General features: G+C 63.9%; 20 protein-coding genes. 11 read left to right on the forward strand and 9 right to left on the reverse strand.

Annotated features, from left to right (window positions below; all coding sequences use genetic code 11):
* Positions 1-22 precede the first annotated feature (22 nt).
* The 3 genes from BM408_RS03805 to BM408_RS03815 all read right to left on the reverse strand — a co-directional run bounded on the left by BM408_RS03805 (position 23) and on the right by BM408_RS03815 (position 5,674).
* Entirely contained in the window at positions 23-3,256 is a 3,234-nt protein-coding gene (locus BM408_RS03805; RefSeq protein WP_092126983.1) for an efflux RND transporter permease subunit, read from the reverse strand.
* A 32-nt stretch (positions 3,257-3,288) separates the two neighbouring features.
* On the reverse strand, positions 3,289-4,530 hold the full coding sequence (locus tag BM408_RS03810) for an efflux RND transporter periplasmic adaptor subunit (RefSeq protein WP_092126985.1): 1,242 nt from the start codon (positions 4,528-4,530) through the stop codon (positions 3,289-3,291).
* A gap of 277 nt (positions 4,531-4,807) precedes the next feature.
* Entirely contained in the window at positions 4,808-5,674 is an 867-nt protein-coding gene (locus BM408_RS03815; RefSeq protein WP_092127367.1) for an alpha/beta hydrolase, read from the reverse strand.
* 461 nt (positions 5,675-6,135) lie between these two features.
* Here BM408_RS03815 and BM408_RS03825 point away from each other — a divergent pair, with 461 nt between their 5' ends.
* Entirely contained in the window at positions 6,136-7,170 is a 1,035-nt protein-coding gene (locus BM408_RS03825; protein WP_254774694.1) for a LysR family transcriptional regulator, read from the forward strand.
* 58 nt (positions 7,171-7,228) lie between these two features.
* The gene (locus BM408_RS03830; protein ID WP_092126989.1) at positions 7,229-7,441 is read left to right on the forward strand and encodes a hypothetical protein; all 213 of its coding nucleotides are present in this window, start codon (positions 7,229-7,231) and stop codon (positions 7,439-7,441) included.
* Positions 7,442-7,460: 19 nt separating this feature from the next.
* Here the strand turns inward: BM408_RS03830 and BM408_RS03835 are convergent, their stop codons facing one another.
* A complete protein-coding gene (locus tag BM408_RS03835) occupies positions 7,461-8,402 on the reverse strand; it encodes a DUF808 domain-containing protein (RefSeq protein WP_217649409.1) in 942 nt (313 codons plus the stop codon).
* 188 nt (positions 8,403-8,590) lie between these two features.
* The gene (locus BM408_RS03840; protein WP_092126991.1) at positions 8,591-8,926 is read right to left on the reverse strand and encodes an ElaB/YgaM/YqjD family protein; all 336 of its coding nucleotides are present in this window, start codon (positions 8,924-8,926) and stop codon (positions 8,591-8,593) included.
* Between the two features lie 260 nt (positions 8,927-9,186).
* On the opposite strand from BM408_RS03840, the gene BM408_RS03845 reads away from it, so the two are divergent.
* Positions 9,187-9,366 (forward strand): hypothetical protein, encoded by a 180-nt coding sequence (locus BM408_RS03845; protein WP_092126993.1) that lies wholly within the window; start codon positions 9,187-9,189, stop codon positions 9,364-9,366.
* Positions 9,367-10,038: 672 nt separating this feature from the next.
* Here BM408_RS03845 and BM408_RS03860 read toward each other — a convergent pair.
* A complete protein-coding gene (locus BM408_RS03860) occupies positions 10,039-10,560 on the reverse strand; it encodes a GNAT family N-acetyltransferase (protein ID WP_092126995.1) in 522 nt (173 codons plus the stop codon).
* 183 nt (positions 10,561-10,743) lie between these two features.
* On the opposite strand from BM408_RS03860, the gene BM408_RS03865 reads away from it, so the two are divergent.
* Both BM408_RS03865 and BM408_RS03870 read left to right on the forward strand, forming a co-directional pair.
* Entirely contained in the window at positions 10,744-11,340 is a 597-nt protein-coding gene (locus tag BM408_RS03865) for an LURP-one-related family protein (protein ID WP_092126997.1), read from the forward strand.
* 26 nt (positions 11,341-11,366) lie between these two features.
* A complete protein-coding gene (locus BM408_RS03870; protein ID WP_092126999.1) occupies positions 11,367-11,651 on the forward strand; it encodes a 2Fe-2S iron-sulfur cluster-binding protein in 285 nt (94 codons plus the stop codon).
* On the opposite strand, the gene BM408_RS03875 is transcribed toward BM408_RS03870, so the two are convergent.
* Entirely contained in the window at positions 11,636-12,217 is a 582-nt protein-coding gene (locus BM408_RS03875; RefSeq protein WP_254774695.1) for a GNAT family N-acetyltransferase, read from the reverse strand. The two genes, BM408_RS03870 and BM408_RS03875, sit on opposite strands and share 16 nt — an antisense overlap.
* Before the next feature lie 73 nt (positions 12,218-12,290).
* On the opposite strand from BM408_RS03875, the gene BM408_RS03880 reads away from it, so the two are divergent.
* On the forward strand, positions 12,291-13,205 hold the full coding sequence (locus BM408_RS03880; RefSeq protein WP_092127003.1) for a LysR family transcriptional regulator: 915 nt from the start codon (positions 12,291-12,293) through the stop codon (positions 13,203-13,205).
* Between the two features lie 12 nt (positions 13,206-13,217).
* On the opposite strand, the gene BM408_RS03885 is transcribed toward BM408_RS03880, so the two are convergent.
* Complete coding sequence (locus BM408_RS03885) at positions 13,218-13,820, reverse strand: TetR/AcrR family transcriptional regulator (RefSeq protein WP_092127005.1); 603 nt, start codon at positions 13,818-13,820, stop codon at positions 13,218-13,220.
* A 171-nt stretch (positions 13,821-13,991) separates the two neighbouring features.
* Here BM408_RS03885 and BM408_RS03890 point away from each other — a divergent pair, with 171 nt between their 5' ends.
* The 5 genes from BM408_RS03890 (at position 13,992) to BM408_RS03910 (ending at position 17,608) form a co-directional block, all read left to right on the forward strand.
* Positions 13,992-14,732 (forward strand): SDR family NAD(P)-dependent oxidoreductase, encoded by a 741-nt coding sequence (locus tag BM408_RS03890; protein WP_092127007.1) that lies wholly within the window; start codon positions 13,992-13,994, stop codon positions 14,730-14,732.
* A gap of 15 nt (positions 14,733-14,747) precedes the next feature.
* Positions 14,748-15,071, forward strand: coding sequence for a DMT family transporter (locus BM408_RS03895; RefSeq protein ID WP_092127009.1), 324 nt, complete (start codon positions 14,748-14,750; stop codon positions 15,069-15,071).
* 58 nt (positions 15,072-15,129) lie between these two features.
* A complete protein-coding gene (locus BM408_RS03900; RefSeq protein WP_092127011.1) occupies positions 15,130-16,227 on the forward strand; it encodes a M14 family zinc carboxypeptidase in 1,098 nt (365 codons plus the stop codon).
* The gene (locus BM408_RS03905; RefSeq protein ID WP_175541668.1) at positions 16,227-16,988 is read left to right on the forward strand and encodes an alpha/beta fold hydrolase; all 762 of its coding nucleotides are present in this window, start codon (positions 16,227-16,229) and stop codon (positions 16,986-16,988) included. Before BM408_RS03900 ends, BM408_RS03905 begins: the two co-directional genes overlap by 1 nt.
* Before the next feature lie 170 nt (positions 16,989-17,158).
* Positions 17,159-17,608, forward strand: a complete 450-nt coding sequence (locus BM408_RS03910; protein ID WP_092127013.1) for a hypothetical protein — start codon at positions 17,159-17,161, stop codon at positions 17,606-17,608.
* Between the two features lie 11 nt (positions 17,609-17,619).
* Here the strand turns inward: BM408_RS03910 and BM408_RS03915 are convergent, their stop codons facing one another.
* The gene (locus BM408_RS03915) at positions 17,620-19,077 is read right to left on the reverse strand and encodes an aminotransferase-like domain-containing protein (protein ID WP_092127015.1); all 1,458 of its coding nucleotides are present in this window, start codon (positions 19,075-19,077) and stop codon (positions 17,620-17,622) included.
* Positions 19,078-19,108: the final 31 nt, after the last annotated feature.

A 19,108-nucleotide genomic window follows, 5' to 3' on the forward strand; every position in this document is an offset into this window, starting at 1 on the left:
TCCTGTAACTTGATGCTTGTTGTTATTCGTGAAGCTTGAGGGGCGCTGCGGGCTGTGCATGCGCACCTGCACCACCGGCGCCTGCGAAGGCTTCGATGTGCGGCACTTCGCCATGCAGCTTGAGCGGTCGGTTGCCCGTGAGGCGGCGCAGCGTGACGTAGAACACCGGCGTGAGGAAGAGGCCGAAAGCCGTCACGCCAATCATTCCGGAGAACACGGCCACACCCATGGCGTGGCGCATTTCGGCGCCGGCGCCGGTCGACAGCACCAGGGGCAGCACGCCCATGATGAAGGCCAGCGAGGTCATCAGGATGGGGCGCAGGCGCAGGCGGCTGGCTTCAATCGCGGCCTGCAGCGGCGTACGCCCGGCAAACTCCAGCTCTCGCGCAAACTCCACAATCAGGATGGCGTTCTTCGCCGACAGCCCCACCAGCACAATCAAGCCGATCTGCGTGAAGATGTTGTTGTCGCCTCCGGTCAGCTTCACGCCCAGCATCGCGGCCAGCAGGCCCATGGGAACGATCAGCACGATGGCGATCGGCAAGGTCAGGCTTTCATACTGCGCGGCCAGCACCAGGAAGACCAGCAGCAGGGCCAGCGGGAACACCCACATGGCGGAGTTACCGGCAATGATTTCCTGATACGTCAGGTCCGTCCACTCATAGCTGATGCCGGGCGGCAGGGTTTCGGCAGCGATGCGGGCAACCGCATCCTGCGCCTGGCCCGACGAATAGCCGGGTGCGGCGCCGCCGTTGATGTCGGCCGAGAGGAAGCCGTTGTAGCGCATGGCGCGTTCAGGGCCAAAGCTCGGCGTGACCTTCATCAACGCTGACAGCGGCACCATTTCGCCGGTGGTCGAACGTACTTTCAGCAGGCCGATGTCTTCAGCACGGGCGCGGTAAGGCGCATCGGCCTGGACACGCACGCTGTAAGTGCGGCCGAACTTGTTGAAGTCGTTGGCATACAGGCTGCCCAGGTAGATCTGCATGGTGTCGAACACGTCGGTCACCGGCACGCCAAGCTGGCGCGCCTTGGTGCGGTCGATGTCGGCGTAGAGCTGCGGCACATTGACCTGGAAGCTCGAGAACATGCCGGCCAGCTCAGGCGTCTGGTAAGCCTTGGCCATGAAGGCCTTGGTGGCGGCGTCCAGCGCTGCATAACCGAGCGAGCCACGGTCTTCCAGCTGCAGCTTGAAGCCGCCGGTGGTGCCCAGGCCCTGCACAGGCGGCGGCGGGAACATCGCAATAAACGCTTCCTGGATGCCGCCAAACTGGCCGTTGAGTTGGCCGGCGATGGCGCCCGCGCTCAGGTCTGCGGTCTTGCGCTGGTCAAACGGTTTGAGCGACAGGAACACAATGCCCGAGTTGGAGCTGTTGGTGAAGCCGTTGATCGACAGGCCGGGGAAAGCAATCGCGTGTTCCACGCCGGGCTGCTTCATGGCGATGTCGCTGATGCGGCGGATCACGTCTTCGGTGCGGTCCAGCGTGGCGCCGTCAGGCAGCTGGGCAAAACCGATCAGGTACTGCTTGTCCTGGCCGGGAACAAAACCGCTGGGCACAGCCTTGAAGAGGCCGGTGGTGGCCAGCACCAGCACCAGGTACACGCCCAGCATCACGGCCTTGCGCGAGATCGCACCCTTGACGCCACGGCTGTAATTTTCAGAACCGCGGTGAAAGGCCTTGTTGAAGGCCCTGAAGAAGGGGCCGAAGACCTTGTCCATGCCGCGGGTCAGCGAGTCCTTGGGTGCGTCGTGGCCCTTGAGCAGCAATGCTGCGAGGGCTGGAGACAGCGTCAGCGAGTTGACAGCCGAGATCACGGTCGAGATCGCAATCGTCAGTGCGAACTGCTTATAGAACTGGCCCGACAGGCCGGTGATGAAAGCCAGTGGCACGAACACAGCGATCAGCACCAGCGCAATCGCGATAATGGGCCCGGAGACCTCTCGCATGGCGCGGTAGGTCGCGTCTCGCGGACTCAAGCCCGCTTCGATATTCCGTTCCACGTTCTCCACCACCACGATGGCGTCGTCCACCACAATGCCGATGGCCAGCACCAGCCCGAACAGGCTGAGCGCGTTGATCGAGAAGCCGAAGAGATGCATCACCGCAAAAGTGCCGATGACAGAAATGGGCACGGCCAGCAGCGGGATGATGGAGGCGCGCCAGGTTTGCAAGAAGATGATCACGACCAGCACGACCAACGCCACGGCTTCCAGCAGCGTGTGCACCACGGCTTCGATGGACGAACGTACAAACTGCGTGGTGTCGTAGACGATTTCGTAGTCCACGCCTTCGGGCATGTTCTTTTTGAGCTCTTTCATGACGGCTTGCACGTCATCCGAGATCTGGATGGCGTTGGAGCCCGGCGCGGCAAACACCGGCACGGCCACAGCCTGTTTGTTGTCCAGCAAGGAGCGCAAGGCGTAGTCCGAAGCGCCCAGTTCCAGGCGGGAGATATCGCGCAGGCGCGTCACGGCGCCGCCCTTGTCGGTCTTGACGATGATGTCACCGAACTCTTCTTCGCTTTGCAGGCGGCCCTGGGCATTGATAGACAGTTGCATGTCCACGCCAGGCAGGCCGGGCGAAGCACCCACTACACCAGCAGCGGCCTGGATGTTCTGCTCGCGGATCGCACGCACCACGTCACCGGCGGACAAGCCGCGCTCAGCCACTTTTTGCGGGTCCAGCCAGACGCGCATCGAATAGTCGCCGGAGCCGAACAGCTGCACCTGGCCCACGCCGTTGATGCGCGCCAGGCGGTCCTTGACATTAAGCACCGCGTAGTTGCGCAGGTAGGTCATGTCGTAGCGGTCGTTGGGCGAGAGCAAGTGCACCACCATCGTGAGGTCGGGTGAGCTCTTGATGGTCGTGATACCCAGGCGGCGCACTTCTTCGGGCAGGCGCGGCTCGGCTTGCGAGACGCGGTTTTGCACGAGCTGCTGTGCCTTGTCAGGGTCGGTGCCCAGCTTGAAGGTGACATTGAGCGTCATCAGGCCGTCGGTGGTGGCCTGGCTGCTCATGTAGAGCATGCCGTCCACGCCGTTGATGGATTCCTCCAGCGGCGTAGCCACAGTCTCTGCAATCACCTTGGGGTTGGCGCCGGGGTAGTTGGCGCGCACCACCACGGTGGGCGGCACCACGTCGGGGTACTCGGCGATAGGCAGCGAGCGCAGCGCGATCAGTCCGGCAATGAACATCAGCAGCGACAGCACGCCGGCAAAAATCGGCCGGTCAATAAAAAACTTGGATAAATTCATGGCAATTCTTCTTGTTCAGGTGTGAAGCCGGCTCAGGACTTGGCCGCGACCTTCACGGCTTTTTCGGTGAGCTCGGCCTTGGCGGACATTTCCACCGGCTGCGGCGCCACCAGCGCACCGGGGCGGATGCGTTGCAGGCCGTTGACGACGATGCGTTCGTTGGCGGCCAGGCCAGCCTTGACGACGCGCAGGCCGTTGATGTTGGCGCCCAGCGTGACTTCACGGTAGACGGCCTTGTTGTCGGCGCCCACCACCAGCACAAACTTCTTGTTCTGGTCGGTGCCGACGGCACGCTCATTGATCAGCAGCGCCGTGCCTTTGGTGGCCTGGCCCATGCGGATGCGTGCGAACTGGCCGGGCATCAGCTGGCCATCCTTGTTGTCGAACACGGCGCGGGCGCGCACGGTGCCGCTTCGGGCATCGACCTGGTTGTCGACGAGCTGCAGCTTGCCTTCGAACGGCGTGTCGGTGCTGGCGGCGGTTCCCATCTGCACCGGGATGCGTTCGAGGTTGCGGCTGCCTGAGCCACCATTTCCGCCATTACCGCCTGCGTCTTTCAGGGCCTTGGTCACGACTTGTTCGTCGGCATCAAAGCTTGCGTAGATCGGGCTCACCGACACCAGCGTGGTCAGCACCGGTGCGCCCGGGCCTGCGGCCACCAGGTTGCCCACGGTCACTTCCAGCTTGCCGACACGGCCGGACACCGGTGCGCGCACCTGGGTATAGCCCAGGCTCAGTTGCGCTGTCTGCAAGGCTGCTTGCGCGGCGCGCAGGTTGGCGTCGGCTTCGCCCTTGCCGTTGGTGCGCTCGTCAAACTCGCGTTTGGAAATGGCTTGCTCGCTCCAGAGGCGCTGTGAGCGCTCTTGCTCGCCCTTGGCCTGGGTCACGCGGGCCTGGGCCGCGGCAACCTGCGCGTCGGCGCGCTCGACATCGGCGGCGTAAGGCGCCGGGTCGATGGTCAGCAGCAGGTCGCCTTTCTTGACGAGTGCGCCTTCGCGGAAATGCACGGACTGGATGTTGCCAGCCACACGCGAGCGGATGTCCACCCGCTCTACCGCTTCAAGCCGGCCCGAGAACTCGTCCCAGGCGGAGACGTCGCTTTGCACCACGGTGGCGACCGACACGGGCGTGGCTTGCGGCTCGCCGGGTGCGCCCGACTGGGCACGCGTGCCGGACACACCGAAGATGGCGGCGGTCACGCCGGTCAGCGCCAGCACGGCCAGCGCAATCGCCAGTACACGGCGTTGGGGGGTATGAAGTTTGATCGATGACATGTGAGTTCTCTTGAAAAGTGAATTGACGGATTGATAAAACGAAAAAGAAAAAACGGATTGAAAAAATTAAACGGATCGGCGTAGCTGATAGGGGCGCTGAAACAGGGACTCTAAAACCTCAACTTAAGTTGAGGTCAAGCACCGCCTCAAAAAGCACCAGAACACAAAGGGCTTCTGCCCTGCGGCCCTGCATGGCCGCTGCGACAACGGCTAACGGCCGGGTAAATGGATTGCATAAAACTCCCTCCAGAAAAAAATAGTTGATCGTTATGTGTGTTCAGGAAATGCTCTCAACCTGCGGCGCCAGCGCGCCATTCAAAAAGCCGCTGAACTGTTCGTGCAGGATCGGTCCCCAGGCGGTTTTGCGGCCGGCGGGCTCCAGGTAGCTGCAAGGCCAGCCGGTGGGCACGGGCAGCACGACGTCGCGCGCGGCCAGCCCGGCGGCACGCAACCGCGCGGCATAGGCCAGGGTTTCGTCGCGCAGCGGGTCGTCTTGCGCAGTAATCAGCAGCGTGGGCGGCAGGCCGGCCAGGCGGTAGGCCGAGCCCGGGGCCGCATAAGGGTGGCCGGCATCTTCCAGGCGCGGCAGGTAGTTGTGCCAGCCGTCGGCCCAGGTGCAGCCCACCGGGCCGGCTTCGGCATCGCGCAGCGACGCGGTGGCCAGGCAAGGGTCCAGCATGGGCGACAGCAAAATCTGCCCGGCCAGTGCAGGTTCATGCAGGTCGCGCGCCATCAGCGCCACGGCGGCGGCGATATTGCCGCCGGCTTCTTCACCGGCCACAAACACGGGCGCACCGGCGCCGGCCAGCTTGTGGCGGGACTTGAAGGCCCAGACCAAAGCGGCGTAACCCATTTCAACGGCATTGGGGAAGGGATGCTCGGGCGCCAGCGGATAGTCCAGCGACATCACCACCGCGCCGGCATCGGCCAGCAGCCCGGCCACGCAGGAGCCGCCTTCCAGCGAGCCGCCCACAAAGGCGCCGGCGTGGAAGTGCACCACCAGGGGAGAGGTGCCCTTGCTGCTGCGGCGGCCGTAAAAACGCACGTCCAGCGGCTTTTTCAGCGCCAGCTGGATCTGTTTGTCCACCCAGGGGGGTGTTGTGGCTTTGGCAGCGCCTGAAAGGGCTGGCTGGTGGCTTTTCATCATGATGAACCGCGCGGGGCTCCTGTTTGTTGCAATGCAGCAGAAGATACGCGCCAGCCATCACTTAATAAATAGCCATTCCGTTCATACTTTATTTCACGGGTGCAACAATCGGGGTATGTCGAGGCCCTGAAAGGCAATCTGCAGGGCAAACCACGGCTCCAGCTCATGAAGACTCTTTTGAATGGCATAGGCACGCAGCTTCGGCCTTCCCTGCGGGGCAGGGTCAATGGCCTGCGGGTAATCCCTGACGCGCGTCAGGGCTATTTGGCGCCGGCCGCAGAATGTGTCCAGGCTCGTCACAATCGCCCCTCGCCTTCAGCCCATGCCTGCCTGATGAGGCTGCGTTTACAGACCTTTCGAGCCTTCTGCCGCACCATGGCCAACACAGCCAGGGGGCGAGGCAGGCGGATCACTTAACGCGACACCCGCTGACAACCTTCACCAGGACAGGACTTCCCATGGACAAGTTTTCCGCAATGCAGGCCTTTGTACGGGTCGTGGAAGCCGGCACCTTCACCAAGGCGGCCGACTCCATGGGCATGCCCAAGCCGACCGTGACGCGGCTGATCCAGACGCTGGAGCTGTCGCTGGACACCAAACTCCTGAACCGCACCACACGCAAAGTCACCGTCACCGCCGACGGCGCCGCCTATTACGAGCGCGCCGGCCGCCTGCTGGGCGAGATGGAAGAGCTGGAGTCCAGCATGTCGCGCGCCAAGGCAAGTCCGCGCGGCCGGCTCAAGGTGGACATTCCCTCATCGCTGGGCATGGCGGTGGTGATCCCCGCTCTGCCGGACTTTTATGCACGCTACCCCGACATCCAGCTGGAGCTGGGTGTGAGCGACCGGCCCATCGACATCCTGGCGGAAAACGTCGACTGCGTGATCCGCGGCGGCGAGATCACCGACCAGTCGCTGGTGGCGCGCCGCATCGGCGAGTTCTATTTAATGTCTTGCGCCTCGCCGGCCTACCTCAAACGCCACGGCACGCCTGAGCACCCGAAGCAGCTGGTCGACGGGCATCGGCTGATCCGCTACTTTTCACCGCGCGACGGCAAGCTCTACAACGTGACGCTGCACAAAGACGGCGAGATAGTGGAGATCGAAGGCCACCACCAACTGTCGGTCAATGATTCGAATGCCGGGGTGGCGGCCGCGCTGGCCGGCCTGGGTGTGTTGCAGACGCTGACTTTCCTCGTGCAGCACCACATCAGCAGCGGCGCGCTGGAGCCGCTCTTCAACGGCTGGTGCACCGAGGCCAAGCCCATCCACGTGGTCTACCCGCCCAACCGCCACCTGAGCAACAAGGTGCGCGTGTTTGTGGACTGGATCGCTGAGCTCTTTGCCAAGCATGACCTGATCCAGCGCAAGAGCAGCTTGCCCGCGGCACCGGGCACGAGATCCGGCGCATCCCGCGGCCCGGACTCTCCTACAGCCGCCGTCACCGCCAGCCTACAGCCGCCCGCCCCTGCAAGGGTTAAGGTGAAGGCATGAATTGAAAGCGTTGACCGCTTTCTTTTGATCGCCTTCTTTATCTTGAGAAAGACCTTCAATGCCCAGACTGAAAGCACCCGCGCCCGACGCCGAAAGCCGCAAGGCACTGGAGCAGCGAGCACGGGAAGCCGCCAAGCCCGCGCCGCCGGCGCAAAAAGGCCGCTGGCCCTTTTCTGTGCAAGACAACGAACCCACCGGTGAGGCTGGCGAGGCCGACAGTGATCACGCAAAGCCGGATCAACCCGCGCGGCCGGGCAAACCCAGAAGCTGATGCCTGGGTATATGCAGGTCTAGCGCTTGGGCCAGGCCTTTTTAGCCAGCGTCACTGCCAGCAACACCAAAGCCCCGGCAACCAGGCCCACGACAGCGTCCATCAACAGCGGCGTCAGGGCCGCCACAAACCCGCCGACACCACCCAGCGCTGCCGCTTGTTGCGCCAGCGCCTCGATGGCATGGTGCAAAGGCGCGATGCCGTGCGTCAAAATACCGCCGCCCACCAGGAACATCGCGGCCGTACCGGCCACTGAGAGCCCCTTCATCAGCCAGGGCGCCGTCAGCAAAATGCCGCGCCCCGCACTTCGCTGAAGCCGCTGCAAAGCGCCGCTGCCCTCACGCTGGCTGAGGTACAAACCGCCGTCGTCAAGCTTGACGATGCCGGCCACCAGGCCGTAAACCCCCACCGTCATCAGAAGCGCGATGCCGCACAGCACGGCGACCTGCGTGATGAAAGGGCTGGCCTGCACCGTGCCCAGCGTGATCGCAATGATTTCAGCCGAAAGAATGAAGTCGGTGCGTACCGCGCCTTTGATCTTGTCTTTCTCCAGCGCCAGCAAATCAACCGCCGGATTGGCCAGTGCGGCCGTCAGCGCCTCATGTTCGGTGGCGCGCTCGTGCGCGCTGTGCATGAACTTGTGCGCCAGCTTTTCAAAACCCTCGTAGCAAAGAAAGGCGCCGCCCACCATCAGCAGCGGCGTGACCGCCCAGGGCGCAAAAGCGCTGATCGCCAGCGCCGCCGGCACCAGGATGGCCTTGTTGACAAAAGAGCCTTTGGCCACAGCCCAGACAACCGGCAGTTCGCGGTCGGCTTTGACGCCCGAGACCTGCTGGGCATTGAGCGCCAGGTCGTCGCCCAGCACACCGGCGGTTTTCTTGGCGGCTACTTTGGAGAGTATTGCCACGTCGTCGAGCACGGTGGCGATGTCGTCAATTAATGCAAGGAGACTGCTGGCCATAATTTTTATGAGAGGTAGGAAGACATGCAAGGCTTGCCTTGCAAGATCCGGCGCTGAGCTGTTGTCGTTGTGGCGCACCGGGAAAGGTCGCCTACTGTACCCAAATTTGATGTCGCTCCGCCCACAGAAGCACAGTGCAGCAAAAAGCCGCCCCAAGGCGGCTTTGACCGAACAGGAGCTGAGACGGCTTAGCGCGCCGTCAATCGGCCCAGAATGAACCCGAGCGCCAGCGCTACACCAACCGCCTCAAGCGGTTTTTCCTGCACCCACGATTTCGACGCTTCAAGCACGCGGCCGGGCGCCTCGCTCACCAGGCGCGTCTGGTCGGCAAAACGGTCCGCCACATGGCTGGCGCTGCCGGCCAGCTTGTCGACACCCTGGTGCGCCGCCGAGGAGGCGCGCTCCACCGCGTTGCGTGCCGGCTCGGCGACCTTGTCAATGCCGCTGTGAAGCGCCGCGCCTGCGGATTCGACGCTGCGCTGGATGGGGTTGTCGTTGGCTGGAGATGCTGTGGTTTTGTCCATGATGCTTCTTTCAAAAAAATTCCACACAATGCTGATGTGGCACCCGCGATCAGATTCGGGGCCATCGGGTGTAGTCAACCACTGTAGGCACAAGCGAAGCTGCGGCCTGTGCGCAGCAAGACAGCTTGCATGTAGGACAAGAGAGTGTTGCAAAGGCCGGCCGGTTGTCGGCCCGCACTGACAAAAGAACAGCCGCTTGGCTTGGCGGGCTGCGCTGCATGAGTCCCCATCATCAAGCCTTCACGCCCAAGGAGAATTTCATGCACAGGACTGCCAAACGCACCCCCAAGGCCCCGGTCACCGACAACGGCCAGCCCCGCTATGGCCCGCCCGAAGAGGCCGGGGATGATGATGATGCGCTGGAGTTGCCGGTGGAGCCGGATGAAGGGATGCCTTTGATTCCGGATGATGATGAACGGGTAGTGAATGTTCCGTCTTGATTTGGCTGGGTCTTGTTCCAGCCTGCGCGCTTGTGCCCTTTGCTGAGGACAGCTGGCCGGGGGTTGCCCGGCGGCAACTCACTTTTCTTTGCTTCGCCAAAGAAAAGTAAGCAAAAGAAAGGCGACCCTACTGTCTGCGTCCCTTCGCTTCGCTACGGGCAACCTGCGGTGCTCGGTTCAGGCGGGGTCTCGCTCGAACTCGCCTTCGGCTCAGACAGTCGCGATCCCTGATCCGCCTGAACCTGCGCTCCTCGGCGCAGACAGAAGGGGTGGGGAGATGGAATACCAATACCGAATACCAAACAGCCGAAGAAAGAAACCTGAATACCTGAAGAAACAAGGACTCGCCACGGCGAGTCCTTGTTGGTATTTGTCTTTGGTATTTGGTCCCCGTGCCCGATTGCCCCTTCTGTCTGCGCCGAGGAGCACAGGGCCAGACGGATAAGGGCAAAAACTTGTTTGAGCGAAGCGAGTTGTTTTTGACCCCGTCTGGACCGAGCACCGCAGGTTGCCCGCAGCGAAGCGGAGGGACGCAGACAGTAGGGTCGCCTTTTCTTTGGTGACTTTCTTTTGGCGAAGCAAAAGAAAGTTACTTGCCGCCGGGCAACCCCCGGCCAACAGCCTCAGCAAAGGGCAAGAGCGCGAGAGACCGGAGCAAGACCCGGCAAAAAACTAGTCCACTACCCTCTTAAGCCGAATCTCTTCAAGCTTGGCACTACCAAACGCCACAGTCTTAAGCGAAGGCATCTCCCGCTTGAACCCCGCAGCATGCTCATAAAACCGCAGCGCACGTTCATTGCGCAACAACACCCACAACGTGACCTGCGTGCAGCCTTCTTCCTTCAGGCCTTCGCGCGCGCCATCCCACAGGGCCAGCCCAGCGCCCTTGCCCCAGTGCGCCGGCGCCACATACATGGCCCAGACTTCGCCCACGGTGGACTTGGTACCCGCATCACGCGAACGGTCAAAACCGACAAAACCCACGATCTCGTCGCCGTCGGTGGCTACCAGCAGTTGCGGTTCGCTGAACTCGATGGCTTCGCGCCAGTAGGCCAGGCGTTTTTCGACGGAGATCTTGTTCAGGTAGTCCTCGGGCATGAGGTCTTTGTAGGCGGCTTGCCAGGTGGCGACATGAATCTCTGCGATGGCTTTGGCATCGCGGGGCGTGGCGTGGCGGACGGAATAGCTGGACATGAAAATCTGGGAGTTGGTGCTTGAGGTCGGAAAAAATCCGGCGGAGCGGAATTGTCGCCCAAATCCGCCCCCGGCTGGCAAGACATTTGATCTGTGTCCGCCCGGCGGCAGGCCGATGCCCGAAAGCGGTGCGGGCGTCGGTTACATTCGGCGCACCCTTACATTTACAAGCGCTTGCACACCATGGCCCAACGCCTTCAGTTTCCTTTGCGGATGTCTTTCAAGCTCATTGCCTTCGCACCCCAGTTTCTGGTCGCAGACGCCCACAGCCGGCCCGTTGCCTATGTGCGGCAAAAGCTCTTCAAGCTCAAGGAAGCGATCACGGTTTTCACCAATGAGAAGCAGGACCAGCAGCTCTACCAGATCAAGGCCGACCGCATCATTGATTTTTCGCCGCTTTACCACTTCACCGATTCGCAAGGCATCGCGCTGGGCGGCATCAAGCGGCACGGTGTGCGTTCCATGTGGAGAGCCGGCTTTGACGTGCTGGACAACGGCGTGACGCTCTTCAGCATTAACGAAAAAAGCGTGATGACGCGCTTTCTGGACGGCCTCTTTGGCCAGCTTCCGCTGATCGGGCTGCTGTCGGGTTACCTGTTCCACCCCGCTTACCAGGTGAAACGGCCCGACGGCACCCTGGTGGCCGAGTTGACCAAACAGCCCGCCCTGTTTGAGGGCCTGTTCACCGCCGAGCAGATGGCGCCCGTCAACGAGCGCGAAGAGCAGCAACTGTTGCTGGCGCTGATGACCGTGCTGCTGCTGGAGCGCATGCGCGGCTAACGCTGGCAGCGCAATCCGAAATACCGATGAACGACCCGGCCCAGTTCAGCGTCCGGCTGGCCCCTGAGGGCACGCAGTTCAGCGCCTCGCCCTCCTTGCCTATCCTGCAGTCGGCGCTTTTGGCTGGGGTGGTGATGGACAGCTCTTGCCGCAACGGCACCTGCCGGACCTGCATTTGCCGGCTGGCCAGCGGCGAGGTGGCTTACCGCATTGAATGGCCGGGCCTGAGCGCCGAGGAAAAGCGCGAGGGATACATCCTGCCCTGCGTGGCCTACCCGCTCTCGGACCTGGTGATTCAGCCGGCCGATTGAGCCACAGCCAAACCGGCCGGCGTTGAGGCGCCCTCGCCCAGCGTCCGCTGCATCAACACCGTGTCGACCCACTGGCCGAACTTGTAGCCGACAGCGGCCAGCGTGCCGACCCGCGTAAAACCCAGCGCCTCATGCACACGCAACGAGCCGGTGTTGGCGCTGTTGCCGACCACACCCACCATTTGCCGGAAGCCCAGCGCTTCGCAGTCCTCAATCAAGGCCCGCAGCAAGGCGCTGCCGATGCCGGCCTGGCGGTGGCCGGGCGAGACATAAATCGAGTCTTCCACCGTGTGGCGATACGCCGGCCGCAAGCGGTAAGCGCTGGCATAGGCATAACCCACTACCTCACCCCCCAGCCGCGCCACCAGGTAGGGATAACCGCCGCGAAGGATATCGGCGCGGCGCGACAGCATCTGGTGCGCTGTGGGCGGCTCCAGCTCGAAGGTGGCGAGGTTGGTCGCCACGTAATGCGCATAGATGGCCTGGATCGCCGCGATATCGCCCTCGGAACAAGGGTGGATGGAGACCGCGGTACCGGGGGAGCAGAGAGTGTTTGAAACTTGCATGCCTTGATGGTTGCCCAAGGCCATGCATAAGTAAATATGTCAAATCTTATGATTTTCATTAGAATTTCTTTGTATGCCAACCACCAGCCCCTCCCTCGGCCTGACGCTCAACCTCGACCACCTGCGCACCTACGCGCTCATCATCGAGACCGGCAGCTTCTCGGGCGCGGCTGAAAGGCTGGGCTTGTCGCAGCCGGCTGTGAGCCTGCAGATACGCCAGCTTGAGCAGCGCCTGCGCGTGCGCCTGATCGAGCGCGTCGCGCGCCGGGCCGCGCCCACACCGGCGGGCATTGACCTGCTGGAGCAGATCAGGCATGTGGATTCGGCAGTCGAGGGCGTGATGACGGCCATGGCCGCGCACTCGGCCAACGTCGCGGGCCGGGTCACGCTGGGCACCGGCGCCACGGCCTGCCTGTATTTATTGCCGCACATCCTGCGCTCCCTGCGCGTGCGCTTTCCCAATTTGAGCGTGCTGGTCAACACCGGCAACACGGCCGACTTCGTCAAGGCGGTGGAAGGCAACACGCTGGACATGGCGCTGGTGACCCTGCCCGTGCAGCGCCGCGCGCTGGTGGCCACACCGGTGCTCAATGACGAGTTTGTGGCCGTGATTCCCCAGCGCGAAACCGGCCTGCCCGCCCGCATCACGCCGGCCTTTTTGGCCAAACGCGAGCTGGTGCTCTTTGAGCCGGCCGCCAACACGCGCGTGATCATTGATCAGTGGTTTGCTGCGGCGGGCCACGCGCCCAAACCGGTGATGGAGCTGGGCAGCGTGGAAGCCATCAAGGAAATGGTGGCCGCGGGCCTGGGCTGCAGCATCCTGCCGGCCATGGCCGTCACCGGCCCCGGGCAACACCCCGGGCTGGCGGTGCACCCGCTTTACCCCAAGCTGCAAAGAACGCTGGCGCTCATCATGCGCAGCGACAAGCCGGTCAACAAGGCCATGCGCCAGGTGATATCGGCGATCGAGCAGCGAACGGGAAACTGAGCCGCCAGGCGGTCAACGTACCAGCGTGTCCCAGCTGGCCATGGCGCAGTCGACGATGGCCTGCAGCTCCTGGGCCGAAGCGCCGTCCAGTGCCTGGATAGACAGCCCGTGAATCACCGTCGTGTAGTAGGCCGCGAGCTTCGCCGCGTCCGCCTTGGCAGGCACGTCTTTGTCACGGATGCCGCGCTCTATACGCTGGGCCAGCCCCAGCTGCCCGTCCTTGCGCATCTTCATCAGAAAGCTGCGCACCTCGGCGTTTTCTTCGGCGCCCCGCATGGAGGCCACCACGATCATGCAGCCGGGCGGCGTGCCTGAGCTCACATAGGTGCCGGCATTGATGCGCAGCACCGCCTCGATCGCCGCGCGGGCCGTGGGCTCGTTTTGCAAAGCCTGCGAAAGCGCGATGCACTCCACGCTGTTGTAGTACTGCACCGCTTCCCGGAAGAGCGCCTCTTTGCAGCCAAAGGCCGCATACAGGCTGGGCTTGTTGATGCCCATGGCCTCGGTGAGCTCGCCCATGGACGCGCCCTCATAGCCTTGCGACCAGAAGACCTGCATGGCTTTGCCCAGGGCTTCTTCGCGGTCGAATGCGCGGGGTCTTCCTCGTTCAGTCATGAATATGCGGATTTCGCTGGAAATGTGGTTTTTGTACCAACAGGTAAATAATTATTGAGACTCGGCTTTTTAAAGGCTTTTGGAGGTTACCATGCCAATTTTATACCAATCGGTATAAATTAAATCCACTGAACTCCAACCCCTTCAAACCTCTCTGAAAAAGGAAGCAACATGCAGGATCTCAAAGGCAAGGCCGCCCTGGTCACCGGCGCAAGCCGCGGCATAGGCGCCGCTATCGCAAGGCGCCTGGCGGAACGCGGCGCCGACGTCGCCATCACCTATGTCAACTCGGCAGGCCGCGCAGCGGAAGTCGTCAAACAGATCGAGGCTGCGGGCAGCCGCGGCCTGGCCATCCAGGCCGACAGCGCCGACGTGGCGCCCCTGGTGGCGGCCGTCAACCAGGCCGCCGCGGCCTTCGGCCGGCTCGACATCCTGGTCAACAACGCCGGGATCTTTCCCTACGGCCCGCCTGAAGACGTGACGCTGGCGCAGATCGACCAGACCCTGGCCATCCATGTGCGCGGGGTGTTTGTCGCCTCGCAGGCCGCGCTCAAACACATGGGTGCGGGCGGGCGCATCATTTCCATCGGCTCCTGCTTTGCGCAGCGTGTGCCCCACGGCGGCGTCACCCTGTATTCAATGAGCAAGTCGGCCCTGATCGGCTTTACCAAAGGCCTGGCGCGCGACGTGGGCGCACGCGGCATCACCGTCAATGTGATTGACCCAGGCTCTACCGACACCGACATGAACCCCGCCACAGCCGCCGGCGCCGACGGCCAGCGCGCCCTCACCGCGCTGGGCCATTTCGGCAAACCGGAAGACGTCGCCTCCATGGCCGCTTACCTGGCGAGCGACGAGGCCCGCGTGGTCACCGGCGCCTCGATTGCTGTTGACGGTGGCGCGAATGCATAACGAAAGCGTCTTCGCATGACGGCCGGCTGGGCGTGGCTGCTGGCCGCGGGCCTGTTTGAAATCGTCTGGGCCAGCGCGCTCAAGCACGCCGACGGCTTCAGCCGGCCCTGGCCCACGGCGCTGGGCATTGGGGCGGCCATCGCCAGCTTCTGGATGTTGGCCCTGGCGCTGCGGGTGCTGCCCATGGGCGTGGCCTACGCCGCCTGGACGGGCATAGGCATCATGGGCACCGCCGTGGTGGGCGCGGCGATCTTTCATGAAGCCCTCTCGGCCGGGCAGGTGGCGTCACTGGTGCTGATTCTTGCGGGGGTTGCCGGGCTCAAGCTGTTTTCAGGCTGAACCGGCCCGCCGCACACTTTGTAGTGCGCTTGTCAAACAAATGTGCAAGGATGGCCGGATGCACGACCTGCCTCCGAGCACCGGCGCGGAAAGCCCTCGCAGCCTTCACAGCCCCTACAGCCTCACCCCGGCGCGGGACGCGGCCGCCAGCTTTGCCGAGCTGGAGGAGCTGAAAGCCATTCTGCTGGCCGGCAGCGCGCACTTCGATGTCGCTGTCGTTGCCGAGGCGCACACGCTTTCGCCCTCCTTTCCGCTCTACACCGCCAGCATCGGCTCGGCCGACCCGCTGGCGCCCGCGGTGGGTTTTTTCGGCGGCATCCATGGGCTGGAGCGCATCGGCACGCAGCTCATCCTGCACTACATGCGCGCATTGCTGCACCGCCTGGAGTGGGACGAGCTGCTGCACCGCCAGCTTGAAAAAATACGCCTGGTGTTCATGCCCATCGTCAACCCCGGCGGCATGTGGGCGCACAAGCGCGCCAACCCGCAAGGCGTTGATTTGATGCGCAATGCGCCGCAGCGCGCCGACAGCCGCGTGCCCTGGTTGGCGGGCGGGCAGACGCTGAGCGCGCTGCTGCCCTGGTATTGCGGCCGGCCCGGCACGCCCATGGAAGTCGAAAGCGCCGCGCTGCTACAGGTGGTGCGCGAGCAGCTCGCCACCCGCCCCTTCAGCCTGGCGCTGGACTGCCATTCGGGCTACGGCTTTCAGGACAGCATCTGGTTTCCGTATGCGCGCACACGCAAGCTGCTGGGCCACCTGCCTGAGATGTTTGCGCTGCGGACCATGCTGGAGCAATCTCACCCGCACCATGCCTACAGCTTCGAGCCGCAAAGCAACCAGTACCTGCTGCACGGCGACCTGTGGGACCACGCGTACGACCACGCGCCGGCGGGCAACGTCTTTTTGCCGATGACGCTGGAGCTCGGCTCCTGGCTGTGGATACGCAAGAACCCGCGCCAGCTGTTCTCGCGGCACGGCATCTTCAACCCCATGAAGGCGCACCGCACCAAGCGCGTGCTGCGCCGCCATGCCGACCTGCTGGACTTCCTCACGCGCGCCGCCTTTGCCGTGCCGCGCTGGCTGCCCGAGGGCGAGCAGCGCGCGCAGCTCGCGCGGCAAGCCACGGCCTATTGGCGGCCAAGGCGGGTGCTCTGATGAGCTGGGTGCTGCTCAGGGGCCTGACACGCGAAGCGCGCCACTGGGGCGACTTCGCCGGCCAGCTCGAACGCGCGCTGCCGGGCTCGGCGCAAGAAACCACCCGTGTGCTGGCGCTGGACCTACCGGGCAACGGCGTGTTCCACAAAGAAGCCTCGCCGCCATCAGTGGCCGCGATGGCGGACTTCGCACGTGCGCAGTTGCTGGCGCAGGGCCTGCCCCCGCCCTACCAGTTGGTCGCAATGTCGCTGGGCGGCATGGTCGCGGCCGACTGGGCGCTGCGCTTTCCGGGTGAAGTCGACCGGCTGGTGCTAATCAACACCAGCATGCGGCCGCTGGGCAGCGTCACCGAACGCCTGCGCCCGGGCAACTGGCTGCCGCTGGCCATGGTGGCCGCGCGCTGGAGCGATGCGCCCTACGCCGAGAGCACCATCCACCGGCTGACCTGCAACCGCGCATCACAGCAGGGCGCCGACATCGCGGCATGGACGCACATCCGCAAAGATGCACCCGTGAGCGCCGCCAACGCCACGCGCCAGCTAAGGGCCGCCGCCGCATTCACGATGGCAGCGCCACCACCCTGCCCCACGCTTGTGCTCTCATCCGCCGCCGACCACCTGGTGCACCCGCGCTGCTCCGCCCGGCTGGCCCAGGCCTGGCAGGCCGTGCACCATGTCCACCCCTGGGCCGGGCATGACCTGCCGCATGACGACGCCGAGTGGGTTTGCCGGCGCATTGCGGGCTGGATGGAAGGCATTTGAAAGCTTCTTGAGCGGCTTTTGAGATTGCTCTGTTTTTAATAGCTGCTTACGCCCATGTCTAAAGGGTTGCGGGCATTTTTCCTTGGCAGAAACCGGGTTTTACGGCCAGCCGCTCGCCGCCGGGGCGCGGCTCAGGCAAAATCATTCCTTGTCTATACAAGACATGCTCCATGAACAATCCGCCCATCCCTGCGCCCCAAGCCGCGTTTGAAACCGCGCCTGAGCACACGCAAGCCGCCTCACCCGAAGCGCAAGCCGTGACCGCCAAGGCCAGCGCCGCGCCCACGCGCAACAAACGCATGTGGGCGCTCGCGCTGGGCACGGCCGCCGTCTGGCACCTGGACCCGGCCCTGGGCGAAATGGCCGAGATGATCGGCATGATTGCCTGCGCCGGCAACAAGACCATGGCCAAAGACGCCATCACCGAGATGCGCAACAAGGCCGAAAACTTGCGCGGGCAGATTCCGCCGCTGCCGGCCAGCGCGCTGCTGAAAGTGGTGCGGCGCGCCGAAGCCGCCTGCGGCGCGGTGCTCGACAAAGGCGTGCGCATGAAAGAAGTGCAGGCCAGCTGGGACCAGTTCCTCACCTGCGTGCGCGCGCTGCAAGACACGCGCAAATAGCAAGACGAGCGCTAGCGGTACGGGCTTTGCCGCCGCGCCAGCCCGCCCAGCGTTTGCATCGCGGCTTCGTAGCCATCACTCCACGGGTAACCGTAGTTCAGCCGCAGGCAGTGCCTGAAGTTGCGCCGCGCTGAAAAGATGGGCCCCGGCGCCACGCTGATGCCCTGCGCCAGCGCTGCCTGGTGCAAGGCCAGCGCATCAAAACCTTCGGCAAACTCCACCCACACAAAATAGCCGCCCGCCGGCCGCGACACACGCACGCCCGCCGGGAAGTGGCGGGCCAACGCCGCCAGCAAACTGGAAAGCTGCGACTCCATCGCATGGCGCAACTTGCGCAAATGTTTGTCGTAACCGCCGTACTGCAAATAGTCCGCCACCGCCAGTTGCGCCGGCAGGCTGGCCGACAGCGTGGTCATCAGCCGGAGCCTTTCAATCTGCTGGCCGAAGCGCCCGGGCGACACCCAACCCACGCGGTAGCCGGGCGCCAGCGTCTTGCTGAAAGAGCTGCAATGCATCACCAGCCCCTTGCGGTCAAACGCCTTGGCGGGCAGAAAACCCCGGCTGCCGAAATACAGCTCGGCATACACATCGTCTTCAATCAGCGGAATGTCGTGGCTGGCCAGCAGTGCGACCAGCGCCTTCTTTTTCTCCAGTGGCAAACTGGCGCCCGTGGGGTTTTGAAACGAGGTCATGAACCAGCAGGCCTTGACGGGCCGGCGCTTGAGCGCATCGGCCAGCGCGGCCAGATCCAGGCCGTCTTGCGGATGCACCGGAATCTCCAGCGCCTTCATCTTGAGGCGCTCCAGTGCCTGCAGGCTGGCGTAAAAACCGGGCGACTCCACCGCAATCAGGTCACCGGGTTGCGCCACCGCCGCCAGGCACAGGTTCAGCGCCTCCAGCGCGCCGTGCGTCACGATGAGCTCTTCAGCCGGCTGCGCCATGCCCATGCCCAGGTAGCGCTGCGCGATCTGCCGGCGCAAAGCCTCATCGCCGCGCGGCAGGCTCGCCACTGTGTCGGGCCCCTGCAAAAAGCGCGAGGTGCGCGCCAGCGACTTGCCCAGGCGCTGTAAGGGAAACAGCCCCGGCGATGCAAAGGCCGAACCCAGCGGCACCATGCCCGGCTCTTGCGCCGCGCCCAGCACCGAGAACACCAGCTCACTCACATCGGGCCGTTGCGCCACCGTGGCGGCTGCGCGGGCGGATGCCTTGCCGGGCTTGCCATCCGCCGCGCCGCGCGCCGGCGCCGCCAGTTGCTGCGCGGCCAGGGCCGTCACGTAATAACCTGAGCGCGTCTGCGCCCGCACCAGGCCTTTTTCTTCCAGCTGGTAATAGGCCTTGAAAGCCGTCGATGCGCTCAGCCCGTGCTGGGCCGTGATGGTGCGAATAGAGGGCAGGCGCGTGCCGGGGGCCAGGCGCCCGGTGCGTATGTCGGCGGCCAGCAGCTCGGCCAGTTGTTCGTAGCGCTTCATGAGAATCCGGATGGAAAAATGCGCAGATGGA

The organism is Polaromonas sp. YR568, assembly GCF_900116715.1.
Classification (GTDB): domain Bacteria; phylum Pseudomonadota; class Gammaproteobacteria; order Burkholderiales; family Burkholderiaceae_C; genus Polaromonas.